Raw genomic sequence first — 20,916 nt, forward strand, 5'->3', positions numbered from 1 at the left:
CCGTTTTTAAGCTCTGAGCCTATCGAAGTGGGGTTTTAAATGCGCTTTCATGCCGCTCCGGAAAGCTTCGGCATCACCTGTTTTCAAAATGTCAACCAGGTCTTTGTGAGTAACCTTGCCGGTTTCGGCCCTGCCATTGGTTTTGATTTCATAATCGAGTACGTATTCAAACACCGGCAGCAACATTTTGTGAAAACGCATGTAGGTATCATTGCCCGTCATTTGGTACAGTTTGCCGTGGAAGGCAATCTCATGCTCGATGTGAAAAGGTTTCTGCTGTTTATTAACTTCCTGTTCCACGATTTTCTCGAGTGCCAGGATGTCATCCGGCGTTTTGCGGAGATAAATGAAGTCGGCCAGGCCCATTTCCAACACCAGCCGGAGTTCGAAAATATCCTGTAATGTGTTTTTCCCAAGGATCAGCGGATCGAGTACGCGTTCGAATGAACCCAGAATGTCGGGCTGGGCCAGTATCATACCGCGCTTTTTGCGGGTGTCGATCATTCCCAGCATCCGCAGCCTGCTCAGTGCCTCACGCACGACATTCCGGCTTACTCCCAATGCGTCGGCAAGCTCCTGTTCTTTTGGCAATGCGTCGCCGGGTACAAAGGACTTTCTCTTCAGGTACTCGCGCAGCCTGGATTCGACCATATCGGCCATGGTCGCGGTTGCGAGTGGCTCGATGTCCTTTTTTAAATCATTCATAAAGTTTCTGACGCCCCGGTTTGCCGAGGTTGTTTTGGATGAGAATACAAAACTAATAATTCCTTTTGTAGTACATATTATTTTGTATCAAATCTCGAACCCTATTGGGCCTGCATCGTGCTCCGCACCAGGTCCCGGAATGCGAGATTAGCCTGAATGGTTTTTTCGAATCCGGCCTGTGTGAAGATCAGCCCGTAATATTTTTTCTCTCGGTTGATCCACGCGTGAACGCCGGCAGCGCTCAGGCAGGCCACTTCCTTCGCCACATCGCCGCTGATCTCATACCGCCAGAGGCCCAGGCCGTACGTGGGGTCGACCTTGTTGCTGTTGTCAGCCTCCATGATTTCGATCGAGCCGGGATTTAGTACTTTCACGCCATTGTAGGTGCCTTTGTTGTACAGCATCGAGAGAAAGCGAAGGTATTCTTTCATCGAGCACACGATCCCGTAACCGGTTGCAGGGTTCAATGGATGGTCCGGGCTGTAAATGACCTGTTCCATGCCGCATTTCGATCCGATGCGTTCCTGAAAGATCTCCGCCCAGGTTTTCTTTTCAACGACCTCCGCTATCCGCGAAGCGACCGCGTACGCACAGCTTCCGTAGGTTGCTTGCTTTCCGGGAATAAAAAGCAGGTTCGTACGAAGCGCAATCGAGTCGACAGACTGCTGCAGTGTCAGGTTGTTGCGGGTATCGAAGGGCGAATCGACAACAATGCCCGAAGTATGCGAGAGTAACTGCCGGATCGTAATGGTCTGTTTATCATTATTGAAGGACGGGATATACTGGCTGACCCGGTCGTCGAGTTTGAATTTGCCTGCTTCCACAAGGCTCATGATCACTGCCGCGGTCACCGCTTTCGAGGCCGACATGATCGCCAGCCGGGTGTCGGTGTTGTAGGAGCCTTCCTGGTATGCGTAAATAGAGTCCTTCCCACCCACATATGCCATCAGGTTGTGGTCATACTTTCCGGAATTGGATCTGAGGAACTGGTCGTAGGCACCTTTTACCCGGGATCCTGCCCAAGGACCGGGTTGAGCCCCGCCCTCGCACGACATGATAAGTAAACCAAGAAAAGCGATAAACAGGTGTTTCATACACTGGTGACGCGGGCCGGGTTTGCGAACAGCCTTTTGCGGAGATTCATAAACGGCAGCTCTACGAATTTATACATTAAATAGGAGATCAAATATATCAAAAGATAGGTGCCCGTAAACACAAGCCCTTTGGAAAGTGTCGCCGCTCCGGCGCTATTTTCATACCAGGCCACCACCAGATCCAGGATCAACAGGTGCATCAGGTAGAAAGAATAGGAGGTAAGGCTGATGTTCGTGATGACTTTCGCGACAAATCTTCCCGGACGCGGGCAGGCTACGGCACCGGGCAGCAACAATGCAAAGGAAATACACAGCAGCGGAAGGAGGAAAATGTCGGAAAGTACATTGGTTTTGCCCCCGGCGGTGGTATGACTGATGATCTGGAAACAGACGACCAGCCCCACCATTCCCGCCAATACCAATGCAAGGCGGACTTTTTTCGAAAACCGGTATTGTTCCATCAGATATGCCACCAGGCAACCGTAGGCAATGGCGTCGATCCGGAACGGCACCATTTTTCGCATCGAATCCCAATCTCCGGTCGGGGAAAGGAATGTTTGCCAGCTTGGGAAGATCAACTCGCGGTCCAGTAGCCAGGCGAAAACATTTTCATGGTACGCCCAGTGGTAGATGCTCTTGGAAATGAAGCCGAAGACGATGAAGCATATTACTCCCGTGATGTAGATGCGGTACCGGTCGGTAAACCGTCCTGTTACGGTGGCAATCGTGATCAGGCAAATCGGGAAAAGCAGGTAAAACCATTCCTCTACGGCCAGGCTCCACGAATGGGAGAAAAAGCCGGGCATGGGCGTGATGATATTTTGCGCAAAAAACAGGTAGAAAAGCCTGTTGTGCGTGGCGGGGGATAACAGGTAATAGGCGCCAAATGCAACCAGGTAAGCAGGAAGCGTTCGCAGCCAGCGGTTGACCCAGAAAATTTTCACCGATTGAAAACTGATGGCAGGCTTGAAAAGGCTTCTCAGGATAATGCGTCCGATCAGGAAGCCGCTGAGGACAAAGAATGCTTCCACGCCGAAGCCCATCCAGCCGAAATAGGGAAATACGTCATTCAACGGGTTGAGGGGCATCGAATGCGCCAGGAATACAAACAGGATGGAACAGGCACGCATTACGTCGAGTCCAAAAATACGTCCGTTAGTATCGGCAGCCTCTTTGTTTGAAGAGGTAAAGGTCTTAACCATTCAATTAATTGGGGGTAATGTCCATTCACACAAAAGTAAATCGAAGTTACCTAAAATTAATTACCCACCGGGCAGATAACATCATCAAACGGTGGAACCGGGGGGGATAACCGGGAGATAGCGGCGCATTGGGTGCGACTTTCCGTGCTATTTTTTTACCGTTAAATAAGTTGTGAAGTAGTAATAGTTCTATATGATCTTATGTAGCCGTAATTTGAGAATCCCTATCGTTCGGCACCTTCTTTAACAAAATCATGACTGTTTAGTTGTTTCATTTTCAATGAATAACCGCTGATTTGTGCTCAGTTGGCCTGGTGTAGCATACTACGAAATTATTCACTGTAACTTAAAATAAATACTATGTTAAAAGTAACCAGTAATGTGGCCCAGACAACCAGGTTGGGCGGTAAGGCCACAGAAACCACTTCGATGTTCGGCCCCCTCACCGACCTGATCGGAACCTGGGTAGGCAACAAAGGCTGGAACCTCGTAGCGGTTCCGAACCAACACGGCAGTTTTGTATTGCTCGTACAGCCTTACACTGAAACCCTTACGATCACACCGCTGAGTACGCCCACTCCCAACCGTGGTACCAGCACGATCCAGCAGGTGCCCACACTGATGTACCAGCTCCGTATCCACAGCAATGTCGACGGGAGCTTGCTGCACGCTGAGAACGGTACATGGCTGCTGCTGGAACAATGTCCTGATGAATTCAGTATCGCCCGGCAGGCATCCGTTCCGCATGGCGACTCGCTGCTGGCGCTCGGCGGGTCCTCGGTGATCAATGGCGCACCGGCCATCCAGCCGATCAGCACATTGCCGGTGACCGGCCCCGGGGCGATGCCGCTGGGCTATACCGATCCTTACCTGACACCCCAGCCAGGTTTTAACAAGACCAACCCGAATGCCACGCTGCTCGACGCGATCAGCGGGCAAACCATCCTTTCGACGACGACGATTTCCGTCAGTACAGCGAACAAGGGAGGGATCACCAACATTCCTTTCGTCACCCAGAATGCCAACACCACCAGCTTTGAAGCGACATTCTGGATCGAGACCGTGCAGAGCCCCGCAACCGGTAACACTTTCCTGCAATTACAATATTCCCAAACCACGATCATCGAGTTCATCAAGCAGTTTCACGACCCAACCAGGCTGATCCAGTGGCCACATGTGAATATCAATACCATGGTCAAACAATAATTCGCAAGGGCCTGGCGGATTTCCGGGCTCCGTCTTCACAATAAACCAACAGTTTCTATGACAAAACAAACAGAACGTCATTTCGACGTGATCGTGATTGGAGGAGGGGCCATTGGTCTTTCGACGGCTTATCACCTGAGCAAGCGCAGTGCCCGGACGCTGGTTGTGGAACAATTCAATTTCAAGAACCAGTTGGGCAGCTCGGCAGGTGTGTCCAGGCAGTACCGGATCCCTTACCCGGAAGATTACATGGTCAAAATGGCGCTCGAAGCGCAGCCCTATTGGGATGAACTACAGACACTGACGCCCCGGAAGCTGCTCGACAAGGTGGGCACGCTCTGGTTTGGAGATCCGTCGGTGCATTCGACGGAAGGGAACATCGCCGAAGCAGAGCAGGCACTGAAAGCCTTGCACGTGCCTTACACCAGTCTCACCGCCTCGGAAATAGAAAAACAGTACCATTTCCGCGACTTACCCGACACTTACACGGGCCTCTTCCAGGCCGATGGCGCCAGCATCGATTTCAAGGCCACCATCGAAACCTTGTATGAAGCCTGCGAGAAGAGCCCGCATGTGACATTGAAGGAGCAATCGCCGGTGACCAACATCGTGCAGGATGGGAGCTTGTTCGAAGTGACGACGCCCGGCGGGGTTTTTGTGGGAGAGAAGCTGGTAATCATCCCGGGTCCGTATATCGACAACGTGATCAACCTCCTCGGGTTCAGGATAGAGGCCACCTATTGGAATATGTCGTCGGCCTACTTCAAAAAAACGGACCCTTCGATCCAATACCCTACTTGGTTCGTGTTTCAGAATGCCATCGGAGCCAACGGGAACCAGTTTTACGGATTTCCCGGCGTCGAATGGGACCACCCCGAATACATCCGCGTGGCGCCCGATTTTGTGATCGACCCGCTCACCAGCCCGGCACAGCGGACATTGACCCCCAATCCCCAGGAATTGGCCTATACTTCGGAATGGGTGCGCGATCATATGACTGGCCTTGATCCGACGCCTTATTTTACATCGACCTGCCTCATTGCCCTCAGCAAGATCGCGAACAAAGAGCTGCTCATCGATTTTGCGCCTCCCTATGTGCCCAACCACCAGAATATCGTGGTGTACGCGACCGGCTGGGCCGCCAAGTTTACCCCGTTTCTGGGGCAGATCATGACGGAGCTGGCGCTCGACGGACATTCCAAATTCGACATCAGCCCATTCAAACTGGGTTACAACTATTTCAAGGCACTTTAACCATCATCAACGATATGAACAAAAATACGCCACTCAATAATGGGATGAAACCCGGAATGAAAGTCGAAGTCGCTGTGATCGGCGCGGGAACCTCCGGCCTGTACAGCGCTTTCCGGCTTACCGACACCGGTAAATACACCGCCGGGCAGGTACAGGTATTTGACATGAGCGACCGTCTGGGCGGCAGGCTCGAATCGGTGATCCTGCCTGGCATGGATTTCTGGGGAGAACTGGGCGGCATGCGCTACTTGACTTCCCAGGAGATCGTCACGACGCTCATCGAAGGTTACCCGCTGACCGAGAAAGACCCGGCCAAACGAAAGCTGGTGCTGAAAGACCGGATGACCCCCGTACCTTTCCCGATGGGGAATCCGGCCGAACTCCTCTTTTATCTCCGCAAACAGCATTTCAAACAGGATGCCTGGAACATTGCCCAGCGGTACGGCGAAAAACTCGGAACCCGGTACTACCTCAATGATGACGACCTCGGTTTCAGCTCCGACCAGCTTTTCAATAAGATCATTTACGAAGTACTGATGGCCGACCCCTGGTTTGCCAAAAAATATGCTAAGAAAGTATCGAAAGGGCCATCGGAGTATGACTACGCTTTTATGCTCACAAGTCGTGACTGGGACGATATCAAACCGAAACTGACCTACCATTTCAAAGGCTCGCCCTACGACGGCCGGAAGGTGAACGACCTCGGCTTCTGGAACCTGATCAAGGACCAGGTGTCGGAAGAGGGTTACCAGTTTGTAGCCAATGCAGGTGGTTATTATTCCAACACGATCAACTGGAATGCGGCGGAGGCATTTCCCTATATGGTGGGAGACTTTTCGGCCGACGTCATTTACAAAACGATCGAGGAAGGTTACGACAGCATCGCGTATGCGCTGGCGAACCAGTACATGGGCAACGAGGGCGCGTGCATCTGGTCTGAAAATAAGCTGCTGAATTTTACGAAGGAGCACATCAACCAGAAAACGCACCGGTATGAACTCACTTTCCTGAACCTGCAAACCAACAAGCAATGGCAGGTTTATGCGAACTCGATCATTCTGGGAATGCCACGCAAGTCGCTGGAATTGCTGAACCAGGATAATTTCTTTTTCAATATCAATGAGAATACCACACTCGACCGGAATGTACGTTCGGTGATCATGGAACCCGCATTCAAAATCCTGATGGGCTTCCGGCACCCCTGGTGGAAACAGCTGGGAATCGACTCGGGACACTCCATTACCGACCTGCCCATGCGCCAATGCTACTATTTCGGCACGGACCCCAAGACCGACAATTCGATGCTGCTCGGCAGTTACGGGGATATGGAAACTGAGACTTTCTGGAAAGCACTGTCCGACGACAAGGTTTTGTTCAAGGTAAGCGCCGCCGAATCCGCGTCGCTCGCGGAACTGAAAGCACTGGAAAGGGAGCAGGCCACCGAGCTGATGGTGAAGGAACTGATATCGCAGCTCAGGGAAGTGCACGGGCGGCTGGTGGAGATCCCCGAGCCTTACGTAACCTACTTCCGAGACTGGACCGATGATCCGTTCGGGGCGGGTTATCATGCCTGGAAAGCAGGCGTTTCGGTCAAGGACGTCATGCCCTATATGCGGAAGCCGGATGCGAAGGAGAATATCCACGTCTGCGGCGAAGCCTATTCCGATCAGCAGGGCTGGGTGGAAGGCGCATTCTGCGAGGCCGAGAAAATGCTGGAAGAGCATTTCGGACTGAAACGGCCCGTCTGGATCAGCAAGGAATATTACATGGGCTGGTAGGAGGGGGAAAAAGCCTTTGAATTGATTACATTTAGGGTTTTTACATCACCTATTCCCTACATGATCAAGGCTTTTACATTACCTCAGCTATGCGCGCTGGTTGCGGGCGTTTGTTTATGTTTCCCGGCGGTAGCCCAAACCGGCCGGGGCGATCGCATCAGCGGTTCCAATTTTGAATCGAGAAGCCCGGTCCTGGCGACGCATGGCATGGTGGCGACAAGCCACCCGCTGGCAACCCAGGCCGGGCTCGATATTTTGAAAAAAGGGGGCACGGCGGTGGACGCGGCCATTGCCGCCAATGCAGTGCTGGGTGCTGTCGAGCCTAACAATGGCGGCATCGGCGGAGATCTGTTCGCGATCGTATGGTCGGCACGGGACCGGAAATTGTATGGACTGAATGCAAGCGGGAGGTCGCCGAAAGGGCTTACTTATGAGAAACTGAAAGAACTGAATCAAGGAAAAACCTCGGTGCCGCTGTACGGACCGCTTTCGATATCGGTTCCCGGTACGGTGGATGGATGGTTTGAGCTGCATCGGCGCTTTGGAAAACTGAAAATGACGGACATCCTGGCCCCGGGCATCCGATATGCGCGAGAAGGCGCCCCCGTACCCGAGGTGATCGCCTACTCCTGGGACGCCGCTTTCAATCGGCTGAAAGCACAGCAGGACATTACCGAGTTCGGGAATTTCAGAAAAACATTCCTGATCGACGGGGCCGCTCCTGCGCATGGGGCGGTTTTCAGAAACCAGGACCTGGCCACTACTTACGAAGCGATCGCCCGGGAAGGGCGGGATGCATTCTACAAAGGAAGCATTGCCGACAGGATCGATGCCTATGCGCGCAAAACCGGGATGTTTCTCCGGAAGGATGACCTGGCTGCGCACCGGAGCATTTGGGTGGAGCCGGTGTCGGTCAACTATCACGGTTACGATGTGTATGAACTGCCGCCCAACGGGCAGGGTATCTCAGTGCTGCAGATGCTGAATCTGCTCAAACCTTACGACCTCAAAAAACTCGGGCACAACAGTGCCGAGTACCTGCATTTGCTGATCGAGGCGAAAAAAGTGGCTTTCGAAGACCGCGCCCGCTACTACGCCGACCCGGATTTCTCCAAAGTTCCATTGAAGACATTGCTTTCGGATACTTATGCTGGCGAGAGGAGAAAGCTGATCAACCCCGAACGCGCCTTAACCAGGCTGGACCCGGCGCAGTCGGTGCTGAAAGACGGCGACACCGTATACCTGACCGTCGCCGATGAGGAAGGCAATATGGTGTCCCTGATCCAGAGCAACATGCTGGAATTTGGAAGCGGCATGGTACCCGACGGCCTCGGTTTTGTTTTTCACAACCGCGGTAGCAGCTTTACCCTCACACCCGGCCACGCCAATATATATGCGCCCGGCAAACGGCCATTCAACACCATCATTCCGGGTTTTGTGATGAAGGACAATCAACCCTTTTTGAGCTTCGGCGTGATGGGCGGTGCGATGCAGCCGCAAGGTCATGTCCAGATCTTGTGCAACATCATCGATTTCGGGATGAATGTACAGGAAGCCGGGGATGCGGCCCGGTTCAGCCATTCAGGGAGCAGCGAGCCTATCGGGTCGGTCATGACCGACGGCGGGAATGTAGCCCTGGAAAGCGGAATGCCGCAAACAGCGCGGGAAGGGTTGATCAAAAAAGGCCATCGGATTATTGAAAAGGATTTTTTCGGGGGCTACCAGGCGATCCTGTTCGACAGCGGGAGGAAGGTCTATCACGGGGCATCCGAAATGCGGAAGGATGGGCAGGCAGCGGGCTATTAAAGGTGGTTAACCTGTTAAACCCCGGGACCTTGACCGTTAAATAAATTGAATAGTAGTATTAGTTTTAACAAAACTTCTCATTGGGTAGAAATAATATATGTTATATCTACAAATGAATTTTTAACTAATTCTATACCAAACGGCTATTCCATTATTTTAACCAACCGGATTCAACAGATGCATCAGAAAAAACTAACCTCGGAAAACGTGAGTTTGCCCGAAAAACCAAACCTTCTTTTCATTATCACGGACCAGGACCGGGGCATCATGCACTTCCCGCCGGGTTGGGAAGTGCAGCACCTCACCGCTATGCAACGTTTGCGGGGCAATGGAATGACCTTCACCAACGCTTTTTGCAGTACCTGCATGTGTTCACCCAGCAGAGCCACATTGCTCACCGGTATGTATCCGGCAGAGCACAACGTGACGCTCACACTCACGCAGGACATGACCTATTCCAACGAGGAACCTACGTTACCGGCTGATTTTCAGAACATGGGCCGGATGCTTACAGCCGGTGGCTATGACGTAAATTACATTGGGAAATGGCATTTATCGAAAGGCCCCGACGGTAGTTTCGAAAGCCTTACCCCGGAGGATCTGCAGGCTTATGGTTTCAACGGTTGGACACCCCCGGATGCGGGAGAGGACACCGCTCCTAACCATTTTGGTGCCGGGCACGCGAACAATGACCTCAACTACATCAACCAGGCCCTCGATTTCCTTTACAGCGTACAACGTACCAATAATGCCCAGCCCTTTGCATTGTTCCTGTCGCTCGTGAACCCGCACGATGTGCTGGCATTCCCGGGCAACTGGCAGGATGACTTCGCACCGGAATACCTGGCAGGCGATATCGGACTCCCCTCTACGGTGAATGAACAGTTGCATAAGACCCTGAAACCGACCGTGCAGCAGATGCTGGCGCCGTATTTTGCCATTGGCCTCGGGCCATTGAACACCGATGAGCTGAAATTGCAGTACATCAATTTTTACGGTAACCTGATCGCCCATATGGACACGCAGATCAACACTGTGCTCGATGTGCTGTACCAGGTTTACGATACAGTCACCGGACGTTCGCTGGCGGACAATACGGTAGTCGTTCGACTGGCGGATCACGGCGAAATGGGGCTCACGCATGGCGGACTACGTCAAAAGGCGTTCAATATGTATGAAGAAACGCTGAGCGTGCCGCTGGTGATCTCGAACCCGATCCTGTTCCCGAACCCGGAGGTCAGCAGTCAGCTGTTTTCACTTGTAGACATGATGCCCACCATCAATGGGCTGCTGCGGTTGGGCAATCCGCTCGACTATACATTCAGGGGAAGCGACCTGTCGCCGGTGATCACCCACCCGAGGACGGCGCCGGAGATCCAGGACGCGATCCTGTTTACGTTTGATGATTTCCGCGCGGGTAATGGCAATAGTATCAATCCGTTGCCGGCGGCTAACCGTATCCGGGCGATCCGCGAGAAGCGGTGGAAATATGGCTATTACTTTTACATCGCTCCCCCCGAGCAGGATCCACCGCAGAGTTATCCGCGGGAATATGAAATGTATGACCTGGAAAATGACCGCATAGAGGTAGATAACCTGGCCAACCCCGCCAATGAGCGCTACAACGACCCTTTCATTGCGACAGAACGGGAGCGTTTGCACAAAAAGCTGCTGCTGCTGGAAAAGGAAAAGCTCGGAAGCATCATAACAGAGCACAGCGAGGCGGTCTGACCCCGCAAGGTACTGATAACGAGTAAAAAGGCAGGACGAATCCGGTAACCGGGTTCGTCCTGCCTTTTTATGTGCCGCAGACACCGACATTAGAACAAGATTAGAAATTGCAATATTCCGCTGCTTGCGGCCGCGTTTGAGAACTATTCACCCGGTTACATAGTTCCCTTTTTCAAGATTACCAACCAAGAAAAAGGCCTTCGTATACAGTAATTGGTTTTGTCCAAAATGATGGCTAAATGTTCATAATTAATAGTCAGGAGCCCGTAAGACGGCTTTTGAACGACCCAATTTTATCAGATGATCAGATTTATCCTGGCAAGCGCACTGCTTGCGTACAGCAGCGTTGCATACGCCCAGTATTCCCCTTTGAGTTCCCACGACCAGAAAGGCAAAATTTTCATTTATTGGGGTTGGAACCGCGCGGCTTACACGCAATCCAACATTCATTTCAAAGGTCAGGAGTATGACTTTACATTAAAGAGCGTGGTCGCGAAAGACCGGCCTACCCGTTTTACTCCGCGATACTTTAATCCTTCCAAAATCACGATCCCGCAGTATAATTTCCGGATCGGCTATTTCATTACGCCGGAATACAGTCTTTCCTTTGGTTTCGATCATATGAAATACGTGATGAAGCAGGACCAGACCGTCGACATTTCCGGTCATATTTCCGGCTCCGGCACCGAGTACGACCGCACCTACCAGAACGAGCCGATCAAACTCACCGGCGATTTCCTCAAATTTGAACATACCAACGGGCTGAATTACCTGAACGTTGAACTCCGGCGCATGCATAACCTGTTCGATGCGCGCAAGCTGAAAGTGCGGAACATCGATATCAATATCATTGAAGGTGCCGGCGTGGGAATTCTTTATCCAAAAACGGACGTAACCCTGCTGAGTTTCGAAGAGAATGACCAGTGGCACGTGGCGGGCTATGGGATGAACCTCGTTGCCGGACTGAATGTGACGTTCTTCAAACATTTCTTTATCCAGGCCGAAATGAAAGGCGGCTATATCAACATGCCGGATATCCTGACGACCAATTTCCCGCAAGACCGCGCAAGTCAGCATTTCTTTTTTGTACAGGGGAATACCAATCTCGGCGTGATCTTCAAATTGTAGCATACTCCGGCATGACTGGTATATAGTTTGTGATGATTACATTTGCGGCCGGTCCATTCTCTGAACCCCTGCTTTTGACTCATGAACGAACCCTTTATCAAACCGCACCGGATCATGTTGTGCCTGATGCTGGCCCTCTCGTGCACCGCTGCTTTCTCCACCGATCTCTACATCGCCCGCACTGGTAACGACCGGAACCCGGGTACGCGGGAAAAACCGCTGGCAACCATCGAGGCGGCACGCAATAAGGTGCGTGGCCTACGCGGGCGGGTAACCGTATTTGTGAGAGGCGGTATCTATTACCTGAACAAGACCGTCGTTTTCGGTCCGCAGGATTCGCGGGCGGCAGGAGAGGAAGTGGCTTACAAAGCCTATCCGGATGAAAAGGTGACCATCAGCGGCGCGGCTGTGATACCGGTAAAATGGTCTGATTATAAAGGCCATATCAAAAAAGCTTCCATAGCCGGGAATGTGACGTTCGACCAGCTTTATATCGCCGGTAGAAAGCTGCATATGGCGCGTTATCCCAACTACGATTCCACCCGCAGCCACTTTAGCGGATATGCTGCGGATGTGCTTTCTCCTGCGAAGATCAGGTCATGGAAAAGCCCGGAGGGCGCTTTTATCCATGCGATGCATAAGCATGAATGGGGCGACTACCACTACCGCGTCACCGGCAAAGCCACCGACAGTACCCTCGCGTGGGAGGGTGGTTACCAGAATAACCGCCAAATGGGCATGCACGACAAGTACCGGTTTATCGAAAATGTGTTCGAGGAGCTGGACGCGCCCGGCGAATGGTATTACGACTCACGCGCTCGTATGCTATACGTGTATGCACCCGAGGGAACGACGGTTATTGCTCCTCAAATCAGGCATCTATTCGAATTTCGGGGTACGATGCAATCGCCGGTACGGAACATCAGTCTGGAAGGCTTCGAACTCGCACATACGCTGCGCACTTTTATGGAAACCCGGGAGCCATTGCTCCGCAGCGACTGGGCCATTTACCGGGGTGGGGTGGTATTGCTGAATGGTACCGAGAACTGTTCAGTAAGGAAATGCCATTTCAATGCAGTAGGCGGCAATGGCGTCTTTTTCAGCAATTACAACCGGGGCGGGGAAGTATCGGGCTGCCATTTCGAAAACACCGGAGCCAGCGGAGTTTGCTTCGTAGGCGATCCGGGAGCGGTGCGGTCACCGAGCTTCGAATACCACGAGTCGGTTGCTTACGACAAAATGGATAAAACACCGGGCCCACAAAGCAACAACTATCCCGCGCAATGCAGGGTGTACGACAACCTGATGGAAGGGCTGGGCCAGGTGGAAAAACAGGTGGCCGGCGTGCAGATATCCACGAGCATGGATATTACCGTGAGCCACAACACCATTTACAATATTCCAAGGGCGGGGATCAATGTCAGTGAAGGGACCTGGGGCGGTCATATCATCGAATTCAATGACGTTTTCAACACGGTACTGGAAACCGGCGATCACGGATCTTTCAATTCCTGGGGACGCGACCGGTTTTGGCATCCGGTACGCGAAAAGATGGACAGCCTGGCAGCGGCCCATCCGGAACTGATCCTGCTCGATGCCGGCAAAACCATTGTGATCCGCAATAACCGTTTCCGCTGCGACCATGGCTGGGATATCGACCTCGACGACGGCAGTTCCAATTACCACATTTACAACAATGTGTGCCTGAATGGTGGTTTGAAGCTCCGGGAAGGTTTTCAGCGCGTGGTGGAAAACAATATCATGATCAACAATTCCTTTCATCCGCATGTGTGGTTTGCCAAAAGCGGGGATGTGTTCAGGGAAAATATCGTGACCAAACCGTATGCGCCGATCCGCGTGAAGGAATGGGGCAAGGAGGTGGATTACAATTTTTTCCCTGACGAAGCGGCTCTCGGGAAGGCCCGTGAGAACGGTACCGACATGCACAGCCTCGCGGGTGACCCGATGTTTGTGGATCCGGCGACGGGAAACTATCAGGTAAAACCGGGTAGCCCAGCATTGCAAACCGGGTTTGTCAATTTCCCGATGGACCAGTTCGGCGTCATTTCTCCTGAACTCAAAAACAAAGCAGCGCACGTGCCACTACCGGTTATCACTAACGGTTCTGACAGTGGCGCGCTGACGGAAGCGGCGTGGTTAGGCGGTAAGGTCCGGAATGTGAACGGCCTCGGCGATCGTTCTGTCTATGGCTTGCCGGACGAAAAAGGAGTAATCCTGGAAGCAGTACCCGAAAATAGCATCCTGGCCCGCGCAGGGTTGAAAAAAGGCGACGTGATCCGCATTCTCAACCAGCGCAATCTGGATAATGTATCTGAGCTGATGAATGTCTTTCAGGAGATCAACTGGATGGGGCAGGGAGAAGTGGAATTTTTCAGGAACCAGTCTTTACAAAAATTGATCGTTCCTTTTAAATAGATTGTTCCGGCGCATGAAGCCGGGATTGGAGGAGCAGCGCAGCCTCATACACCGTATGCACACAGGCTGCGGGCTCCCACAATGCGGTGGGAATGGTGAGATCCGGCCGTTCAGGGGTTTCAAACCCGGCACCGATGCCGGTGAAGTTTTCTATTTCATGGTTGCGGGCTTTCCGGTAAAGTCCTTTAATGTCGCGTTCTTCGCACACGGCGACAGGGCATTCCAGGTATACTTCCAGGTAGCGGTCGCCCAGCATGTTCCGCAGCATGTCGCGGTGCGCCTGCATGGGCGTAATGAAGGAGCAGATCACGACAATGTCCTTTTCCAGCAGCAGCTTACAAAGTTCTGCGACGCGCCGCACATTTTCGAGCCGGTCTTCATCCGAAAACCCCAAATCGCGATTCATGCCAGCGCGTATGACATCGCCGTCGAACGACAACACAAAATAGCCATCTGTTTCAAAGCGTTCGGCCAGCATTCCGGCGAGCGTACTTTTGCCTGCTCCTGAATGCCCCAGCAGCCATATCACCATTCCTTTCTGACTGTCTTTCATCGGCACAGACATAAAAAGCCACCGTTCAGCAATGATTCCTTATTGTACAAAAATGGCCCGCCCTCCGGAGTGGTCACTTTGCCTCCGCTGCATTCGAGGATGGACTGTCCGGCCGCCGTGTCCCACTCCATGGTGGGTCCCTGACGGAAATAGATATGCGCCAGTCCTTCGGCAATGAAGCAGAATTTAATAGAGCTGCCCACGGACACCTGTCGTGTGACGGGGTATCGGGCGAGCATATCGGCTTCTTCCGGACTCCCGTGGGAGCGACTGCCTACGGCCGTCCAATTGTCGGTAGCGGAACTGGTCCGGATCCGCGCGGCATGACCGGCCGCATCGGTTTTCCAAGCTCCGCTGGCCTGGTCGGCATAGTATGTAACGCCCGACACGGGCACGTAGATGACGCCGATCACCGGTTTCCTGTCCCTGATGAGTGCGATATTGACCGTAAACTCGCCGTTCCGTTTCATAAATTCCCGGGTACCGTCGAGCGGGTCCACGCACCAGTAAGTGTGCCATCCTTTTCTTTCTTCGAACGGGATATTTCGGCCTTCTTCGGAAAGCACCGGTACATTGGGGAAAAGCCTGCTCAATGCAGCGGTGATCACTTCATTGGAGGCCTTATCGGCCAGCGTTAGCGGCGAGTCGTCGGCTTTGTTTTCCACCTGGCCCGATTTCGCGGGATCGTTGTAAATATTCAGGATGGCATCGCCTGCCTCGCGGGCTATGGTGGTGAGTATGTTGCTGTCGATCTCCATGTTTTTAATGCGGAACGGGTGTGCTTGCAATGGGTACTCTGGCTGTGATGGCTTTGAGCAGTTCTTCCTGCGGACGTCTTTTTTCGAGGTCTTCAGGCCTTAGTTTGCTTCTGAATTCTTTTTTCAATTCCATATTGATCCGGGAGAATTCCGATACTTCCGCTGCTGAAAAAGGTTGTTGGTCCGATTCGAAAACAAGTTGATAGCCGAGTGCAGTGAGCGTATCTCCTGCGACGCGTTCGAAGATACGGACGTCGCTTTCGGGTAGTTCGGCCAGGAACTTCCGGTGATTGTCCTTTAATACAGGCTTCACGACATTCTGCCACATGAGCCCCGAACCAGCCGTTTCGCGCGATTCGGCAGACTCGTGATAGGCGAGGGCGGTCTCCGAATATCCCGCACCGATGAATGTGCAGATCCGTTTCAGTTCGTTTTCAGGGTTTTGAAGTAAATCCTCATAACGCACCCGGATTACACGGCCGGGCCCCAGTTTTTCGAATAACGTAACAGAGGCATCCTGCTCCTTTTTCCACTGGTGGGCGAGGTGGTAGCTATGCTTCTCGCCTACAATGGCTTTTTTGAAGGAAAGAGCCACGTCACGTCCATCGCGGAACAGGTGAACGTATCGAGGGGGAATGCTGTATTTTTCCAGTTCACCGGCGTAATGGATATTGGCCATGCTCTTGCATGTCCAGATATGCGCCTGATCGGCTTCTGCTTTCAATTCATACACCACCCGGGCGATTTCAGGCAGTGTCGGCGCTTCGCACCGGGTACGGATTGCCTCCCGGTTGAGCGCAACTCCGGTCCAGGGTACCGGATTGGTTTCTACCAGCCTGCATACGTCGTCAATCAGCTTTTCAAAATTCGAAACGATATCCAGGTTACCGTACGCGGGCAGCAGGGGCATGAGTCTTTCGAGGATGTGCGGCGGGTGAGGGGCCGACACTTCCGGAAGCTGATTGAGCATGAGCCGCAGCAGGTTAGAGCCGCTTCGCTGGGTGCCGATGATTTGAACGGGGGTAAATGTCATGGGTTAAAGAATAAGCAGTCCAAGAATGCCGGCGGCCGGTACGACCAGTGCCGGGTCGGTTTTGAAATACATCGTGGCAGCGAGTGCCGAGGCGAATATGCCCAGTGTAAAAGGAGAAAGGCCATTGCTCCATAAAATAGAGGCACCAGCCGACGCGATCATCCCGATAATGGCTGGCCTCAATGCCTTGAACACCGCTTTCACCACTTCTGATTTACTGATCTTGTCAAAAAAACGGGCGCATATTACCGTCAGAATGGCCGTGGGGGCAAAAATTGCCACGGTGGCATTGAGTGCTCCCCAAAAACCAGCGAGTTTATACCCGATGAAGGTCGCGCTGATGAAGATCGGGCCGGGGGTGATCTGGCCCATGGCGATGGCATCCGCAAATGCCTGGGCCGAAAGCCAGCGATGCCCGTCGACGACAATCTTTTGCATCGCGGGAATGATCACGTACCCTCCGCCGAACTGGGTGAGGCTCATGCCGGAAAAAGTCAGCACGATGGTCCGGTGCAGGGGAATAGCGCCAGCGTTGCCCGGCCACGCCAGCAGTACCACCACGGGCACCAGGATCAGGAGTGCAGGGTAGGGCAGTTTAACAGCGGGCCGTGGCAATGACTCCGGTACAGCGATTGTTGTGAGCGGGTTTTTGTAGTACACCAGATAGCCGGCCAGGGCGCTCACCAGCAGGATGACCAAAGTAGTAAGGTAGGACCTGGATACGAAAACCATTACCGCAGCGATCACTGCGATCAGCAATTGCGGAATATCAACGATGTTTTTTCGTCCCATTTGGATGGCCACGCTGACGATGATCGCAGCCACCGCCGGTAGCATCCCTGCGAAGAAATGGCTCATGGCCGGAATGTCGCCATATTGGAAATAGAAATGCGACAGGAGGAGCATCAGTACGAAAGATGGCAGGATCACCGCTACGACGCTCAAAAGTGCCCCTTTCCACCCGCCCAGCTGATAGCCTACAAATGATACGACATTTACCGCCATAGGTCCCGGTAGCACTGAAGCCAGGGAAATCCCTTCGAGTACGGTGGCATTATCCAGCATCTGGTCTTTTTCAACCACTTTTTTCTGGATCATGGAAATCAGCGCCATGAAGCCGCCCCAGGAGGTGCTGCCTATTTTCAGGAAAGTGAAGAAAAGATAGAGCGGAACGGATTTCATAACGTGTGTCAATTAACGAGATAGGGAGCGACCCGTTCCTGTGGCACAAATTCCGCCCGGTAGGGCAGGATCCTGCTTTTGAGTGCCCAGAGGAAGCGGCCGTTCAGGTCGGTGAGCACGATGCTGTTCGTTTTGGAACTGCAATGCAGCACGGCGGCTGGCCCGACAAGGTAGGCGCTGCCCATGCGCGCGGTGTAAAACTCCTTGGGTAATGTGATATGGTGTTTCAATACTGAAGTTTTGTTCGCTTCATCGAGATGGAATGTCAGGGTGCGGGTGGTTTGTTTGCTGGTACCGTTGTCGAAGAGCATCAGGTCGCCCTCTGCATTGCGGTGCACGGCATGTCCCTGATCGAATACACCGTTGGCAGGCATTTTGAAATCCCCGTTCCGGCCAAACTTCCAGATCACCTTTCCGGTTCTGGAGTCGATCTTCCAGATCTGGCCATTGTTATAAAAAGACATCAGGTAATTGCCGTCCCGGTCGAAACTGACACTGTTGGCGTGCATCCAGTCTTTTTTCTCTTTCAGGATCTTGGGGTCTTTCAGCGGATCGAGCGCGTCGAATACCGACCAGCCCCAAACTTTTTTGCCCCTGCGGTCGAGTACCAGGATGCCGTCGCTCTTCACGGTGTCCTGCCTGTTGCCGCCTACGGCACTGAGGTCCATGATTTTAGTCTCGACGTTGAGCGTAACGACCTGGTTTTTGTCGTTGAGAATGATCTCATGGTGGATTGTCTCTTTAAAGTCGGCCTCACCTTTCTTCAGATGCAGCAGTGTATCGCCGGCCATGGACACTTCCAGGATCTCGTTTCCGTAGCTGGTAGGATATTCTTCCGTCCCGAGAATGGACAGGATGGTTTTGTTGCGCGTAAAATGTGTGGTTTTAAAACCGGTCCCGTTCACCTGGTGGTACCAGCGGATATCGCCTTTGTGGTCCAGCAGGAATATAATGCCGGGTGTTTCGCGGCGGGAGAACAGAACGAAGCCTTTTTTAAAGACGTCAGGTATGACACTGGAATCGGGTGCGATCGTCTGGAAAAAATCCTGGATCCACATCGGGTAGCCGGAAGTCCGGAAATCGTAGACTTTGCTGGCGGTTTCCTTACCGCTGCCGGAGGAAATAATTTGATAAAGGTATTCCGATTTCGGGCGGAGGTTGGTCAGTACCAGTGCGTGACTAGTGCCGATTGGCGATGCCGGCGTGGTAAACTTGTGCAGCGAGTCCCGCTTTTGCCAATATTCAATGCGAAGTGTGCAGTCGTCCGTCGTTTCGATATCCATCCTCACTTTCAGCGTGTTCCTGCCGGGTGCGCTGAGGCTGATGGTTTCAATCCCCGTGCCATTACAGCCGAAAAGGACCAGGCCGGTTATCAGAATTGAAATAGAAAACAGGAAGCGTTGCATAGGTGCGGACTATTGTATTTGTAAATATAACTTAAAACCGGCGTGTGGCCCTAAAATGGCAGCAGGCAACACACGAAAACGCGCATTGCCTGTCTGCATGATTGCCCGGCGGTTATCTGCCGGTATTCGAAAGGTTAGGATTAATGTCCACCTGTGCCTGCGGGTACGGGAAATATTTATGCTTGCTGATGTCGATCCGCGGGGTTTTACCGATAGCGCTCAGATAAGTGTTCACAACGGTCTGATATTTATCCATCCGCATCAGGTCTTCGCGGCGTTTGCATTCGAAGAAAAACTCCCAGCCACGCTCTTCGAGGATCGCGTCGCGCAGGGCATCCTTGGTAAATGTACCTGCCGCGCCCAGCAATGTGGCTTTGGAACGTCCTTTCACCTGGTTGATCAGCTGGATGCTCTCCGCATTCGGGCCGTTGAGCTCGTTCAATGCCTCGGCGCGCGACAGCAGGATATCGGCATACCGGATAATCGGGAACACGTGACCGTCGAGGTAAGTGGTGGAACCTTTCGGATCGGCGTATTTCTTGCTTGCCACGTCGGGAAGGTAGTAGTAGCCGGCGGGCGGATTCACAACCCCGGCTGGCGGCTGCACATAACGCAGGCCGTCAGTTCCGATGTAGTCGTAGAAGAACATTTCGCGACGTTCGTCATTTTTCGCAAATGTGTTCCAGAACCGCCATGGGATCCCGAAATACTGCCAGCGGTCGGTTACCTCGGTGTGGTTGATCGGCCCGAAATGGTTCATCATTTCGGTCGCATCCAGGAGGTTGTTGGACAATGCGCTGAAAATGTTCTCAGAGCACCATTTGTTGCTTTCCGCGAACAGGCCGGAATAAGACGGGTACAGCTGATACTGTTTCAGATCGCTGATCTGCTGGCTGATCTCCACCACTTTCTGCCAGTTTTTCTCACGCATATACAGCTTGCAGAGCAAAGCCAGCGCAGAGCCTTTGGTGGCCCGGCCCACGTCGTTGGTTTTATAGATCTTGCTGCTGGTGTAGTTGAGCGGCAGGTTCTGTGCGGCATATTCGAGGTCGCTGATGATCTTCGCATTGACCGTCGCTACCTCCGTAACCGGGGTTTTGGCTTCGTAATCAGGGCTTTGGATGTTCTTGGCTACCGAATCCTCGGTCATCAAAGGTACCGGGCCGAATGCATTGGTGAGGTCATAGTAACCCAGTGCTCGCAGGAATTTCAACTCACCCAGGAATTGGGTTTCCTCTTCGTCGGTCAATGCACTGATCCTGGGAATATAGTAAAGCGCATTGTTCACATCCGAAACCAGTTTGTACTGGTGTTGCCACGCGTAGGCAAGGTAAGTATTGCTAGGCCCCCAGTTACAGTCCGACATCAGCCCTACGTCGCCACCCGATTTGGCATGGCCAGCGTCGGTCGTGAGGTCGGTGATCGTTACCTGGAAACCCGCATAGTACATCCAGGAGTCGTTGCTCCCGCTGGGTTGTTTTAACCTGGAATAGGCCGCATTCACCGCAGCGATGGCATCGTCTTTCGACTGGAATGCGTTGGCGTCGGTCAGAATACTGTAAACTTTGGGTTCGATCAGGCTTTCACAGGAAACCGTCACGAACAACATCATCAGTGACAGAATTGATAGGTATTTCATTTTGA

16 protein-coding genes are annotated in these 20,916 nt (G+C 52.7%); 7 read left to right on the forward strand and 9 right to left on the reverse strand.

Going from position 1 to position 20,916, the window contains the following annotated elements:
* Nucleotides 1-6: 6 nt before the first annotated feature.
* The 3 genes from BP71_RS01435 to BP71_RS01445 form a co-directional block, all read right to left on the reverse strand.
* A complete protein-coding gene (locus BP71_RS01435) occupies nt 7-705 on the reverse strand; it encodes a FadR/GntR family transcriptional regulator (RefSeq protein WP_496375832.1) in 699 nt (232 codons plus the stop codon).
* A gap of 101 nt (nt 706-806) precedes the next feature.
* On the reverse strand, nt 807-1,799 hold the full coding sequence (locus BP71_RS01440; RefSeq protein ID WP_496375834.1) for a serine hydrolase domain-containing protein: 993 nt from the start codon (nt 1,797-1,799) through the stop codon (nt 807-809).
* The gene (locus BP71_RS01445; protein ID WP_496375836.1) at nt 1,796-3,001 is read right to left on the reverse strand and encodes an acyltransferase family protein; all 1,206 of its coding nucleotides are present in this window, start codon (nt 2,999-3,001) and stop codon (nt 1,796-1,798) included. Before BP71_RS01445 ends, BP71_RS01440 begins: the two co-directional genes overlap by 4 nt.
* 360 nt (nt 3,002-3,361) lie before the next feature.
* On the opposite strand from BP71_RS01445, the gene BP71_RS01450 reads away from it, so the two are divergent.
* The 7 genes from BP71_RS01450 to BP71_RS01480 all read left to right on the forward strand — a co-directional run bounded on the left by BP71_RS01450 (nt 3,362) and on the right by BP71_RS01480 (nt 14,340).
* Nucleotides 3,362-4,207 carry a heme-binding protein gene (locus BP71_RS01450; protein ID WP_496375838.1) on the forward strand — a complete coding sequence of 282 codons (846 nt, stop codon included), beginning with the start codon at nt 3,362-3,364 and terminating at the stop codon, nt 4,205-4,207.
* A 57-nt stretch (nt 4,208-4,264) separates the two neighbouring features.
* On the forward strand, nt 4,265-5,461 hold the full coding sequence (locus tag BP71_RS01455) for an FAD-dependent oxidoreductase (RefSeq protein ID WP_496375840.1): 1,197 nt from the start codon (nt 4,265-4,267) through the stop codon (nt 5,459-5,461).
* Nucleotides 5,462-5,475: 14 nt separating this feature from the next.
* Complete coding sequence (locus tag BP71_RS01460) at nt 5,476-7,239, forward strand: flavin monoamine oxidase family protein (protein ID WP_496375842.1); 1,764 nt, start codon at nt 5,476-5,478, stop codon at nt 7,237-7,239.
* Nucleotides 7,240-7,299: 60 nt separating this feature from the next.
* On the forward strand, nt 7,300-9,045 hold the full coding sequence (ggt, locus tag BP71_RS01465) for a gamma-glutamyltransferase (RefSeq protein WP_496375844.1): 1,746 nt from the start codon (nt 7,300-7,302) through the stop codon (nt 9,043-9,045).
* A 177-nt stretch (nt 9,046-9,222) separates the two neighbouring features.
* Nucleotides 9,223-10,776, forward strand: coding sequence for a sulfatase family protein (locus tag BP71_RS01470; protein WP_496375846.1), 1,554 nt, complete (start codon nt 9,223-9,225; stop codon nt 10,774-10,776).
* A gap of 300 nt (nt 10,777-11,076) precedes the next feature.
* Nucleotides 11,077-11,904 (forward strand): hypothetical protein, encoded by an 828-nt coding sequence (locus BP71_RS01475; RefSeq protein ID WP_496375848.1) that lies wholly within the window; start codon nt 11,077-11,079, stop codon nt 11,902-11,904.
* An 81-nt stretch (nt 11,905-11,985) separates the two neighbouring features.
* Entirely contained in the window at nt 11,986-14,340 is a 2,355-nt protein-coding gene (locus tag BP71_RS01480) for a right-handed parallel beta-helix repeat-containing protein (RefSeq protein ID WP_496375850.1), read from the forward strand.
* Here the strand turns inward: BP71_RS01480 and cysC are convergent.
* From cysC to BP71_RS01510, 6 genes are all read right to left on the reverse strand, one after another.
* Nucleotides 14,333-14,905, reverse strand: a complete 573-nt coding sequence (cysC, locus tag BP71_RS01485) for an adenylyl-sulfate kinase (protein ID WP_496375851.1) — start codon at nt 14,903-14,905, stop codon at nt 14,333-14,335. The two genes, BP71_RS01480 and cysC, sit on opposite strands and share 8 nt — an antisense overlap.
* Entirely contained in the window at nt 14,890-15,651 is a 762-nt protein-coding gene (gene cysQ, locus BP71_RS01490; protein WP_496375853.1) for a 3'(2'),5'-bisphosphate nucleotidase CysQ, read from the reverse strand. The genes cysC and cysQ overlap by 16 nt, the downstream gene beginning before the upstream one ends.
* A gap of 4 nt (nt 15,652-15,655) precedes the next feature.
* A complete protein-coding gene (locus BP71_RS01495) occupies nt 15,656-16,684 on the reverse strand; it encodes a sulfotransferase family protein (protein WP_496375855.1) in 1,029 nt (342 codons plus the stop codon).
* A 3-nt stretch (nt 16,685-16,687) separates the two neighbouring features.
* Nucleotides 16,688-17,866, reverse strand: coding sequence for a chromate efflux transporter (gene chrA / locus BP71_RS01500; protein ID WP_496375857.1), 1,179 nt, complete (start codon nt 17,864-17,866; stop codon nt 16,688-16,690).
* An 8-nt stretch (nt 17,867-17,874) separates the two neighbouring features.
* On the reverse strand, nt 17,875-19,272 hold the full coding sequence (locus BP71_RS01505; RefSeq protein WP_496375859.1) for an aryl-sulfate sulfotransferase: 1,398 nt from the start codon (nt 19,270-19,272) through the stop codon (nt 17,875-17,877).
* Nucleotides 19,273-19,384: 112 nt separating this feature from the next.
* On the reverse strand, nt 19,385-20,911 hold the full coding sequence (locus tag BP71_RS01510) for a RagB/SusD family nutrient uptake outer membrane protein (protein ID WP_496375861.1): 1,527 nt from the start codon (nt 20,909-20,911) through the stop codon (nt 19,385-19,387).
* Nucleotides 20,912-20,916: the final 5 nt, after the last annotated feature.

This window comes from Dyadobacter ginsengisoli DSM 21015, from assembly GCF_059568735.1.

Bases quoted from the DNA above. Each gene is read 5' to 3' on its own strand.
- BP71_RS01435 (WP_496375832.1), bottom strand. From the start codon at position 705: ATGAATGATTTAAAAAAGGACATCGAGCCACTCGCAACCGCGACCATG.
- BP71_RS01440 (WP_496375834.1), bottom strand. From the start codon at position 1,799: ATGAAACACCTGTTTATCGCTTTTCTTGGTTTACTTATCATGTCGTGC.
- BP71_RS01445 (WP_496375836.1), bottom strand. From the start codon at position 3,001: ATGGTTAAGACCTTTACCTCTTCAAACAAAGAGGCTGCCGATACTAAC.
- BP71_RS01450 (WP_496375838.1), top strand. From the start codon at position 3,362: ATGTTAAAAGTAACCAGTAATGTGGCCCAGACAACCAGGTTGGGCGGT.
- BP71_RS01455 (WP_496375840.1), top strand. From the start codon at position 4,265: ATGACAAAACAAACAGAACGTCATTTCGACGTGATCGTGATTGGAGGA.
- BP71_RS01460 (WP_496375842.1), top strand. From the start codon at position 5,476: ATGAACAAAAATACGCCACTCAATAATGGGATGAAACCCGGAATGAAA.
- ggt (WP_496375844.1), top strand. From the start codon at position 7,300: ATGATCAAGGCTTTTACATTACCTCAGCTATGCGCGCTGGTTGCGGGC.
- BP71_RS01470 (WP_496375846.1), top strand. From the start codon at position 9,223: ATGCATCAGAAAAAACTAACCTCGGAAAACGTGAGTTTGCCCGAAAAA.
- BP71_RS01475 (WP_496375848.1), top strand. From the start codon at position 11,077: ATGATCAGATTTATCCTGGCAAGCGCACTGCTTGCGTACAGCAGCGTT.
- BP71_RS01480 (WP_496375850.1), top strand. From the start codon at position 11,986: ATGAACGAACCCTTTATCAAACCGCACCGGATCATGTTGTGCCTGATG.
- cysC (WP_496375851.1), bottom strand. From the start codon at position 14,905: ATGTCTGTGCCGATGAAAGACAGTCAGAAAGGAATGGTGATATGGCTG.
- cysQ (WP_496375853.1), bottom strand. From the start codon at position 15,651: ATGGAGATCGACAGCAACATACTCACCACCATAGCCCGCGAGGCAGGC.
- BP71_RS01495 (WP_496375855.1), bottom strand. From the start codon at position 16,684: ATGACATTTACCCCCGTTCAAATCATCGGCACCCAGCGAAGCGGCTCT.
- chrA (WP_496375857.1), bottom strand. From the start codon at position 17,866: ATGAAATCCGTTCCGCTCTATCTTTTCTTCACTTTCCTGAAAATAGGC.
- BP71_RS01505 (WP_496375859.1), bottom strand. From the start codon at position 19,272: ATGCAACGCTTCCTGTTTTCTATTTCAATTCTGATAACCGGCCTGGTC.
- BP71_RS01510 (WP_496375861.1), bottom strand. From the start codon at position 20,911: ATGAAATACCTATCAATTCTGTCACTGATGATGTTGTTCGTGACGGTT.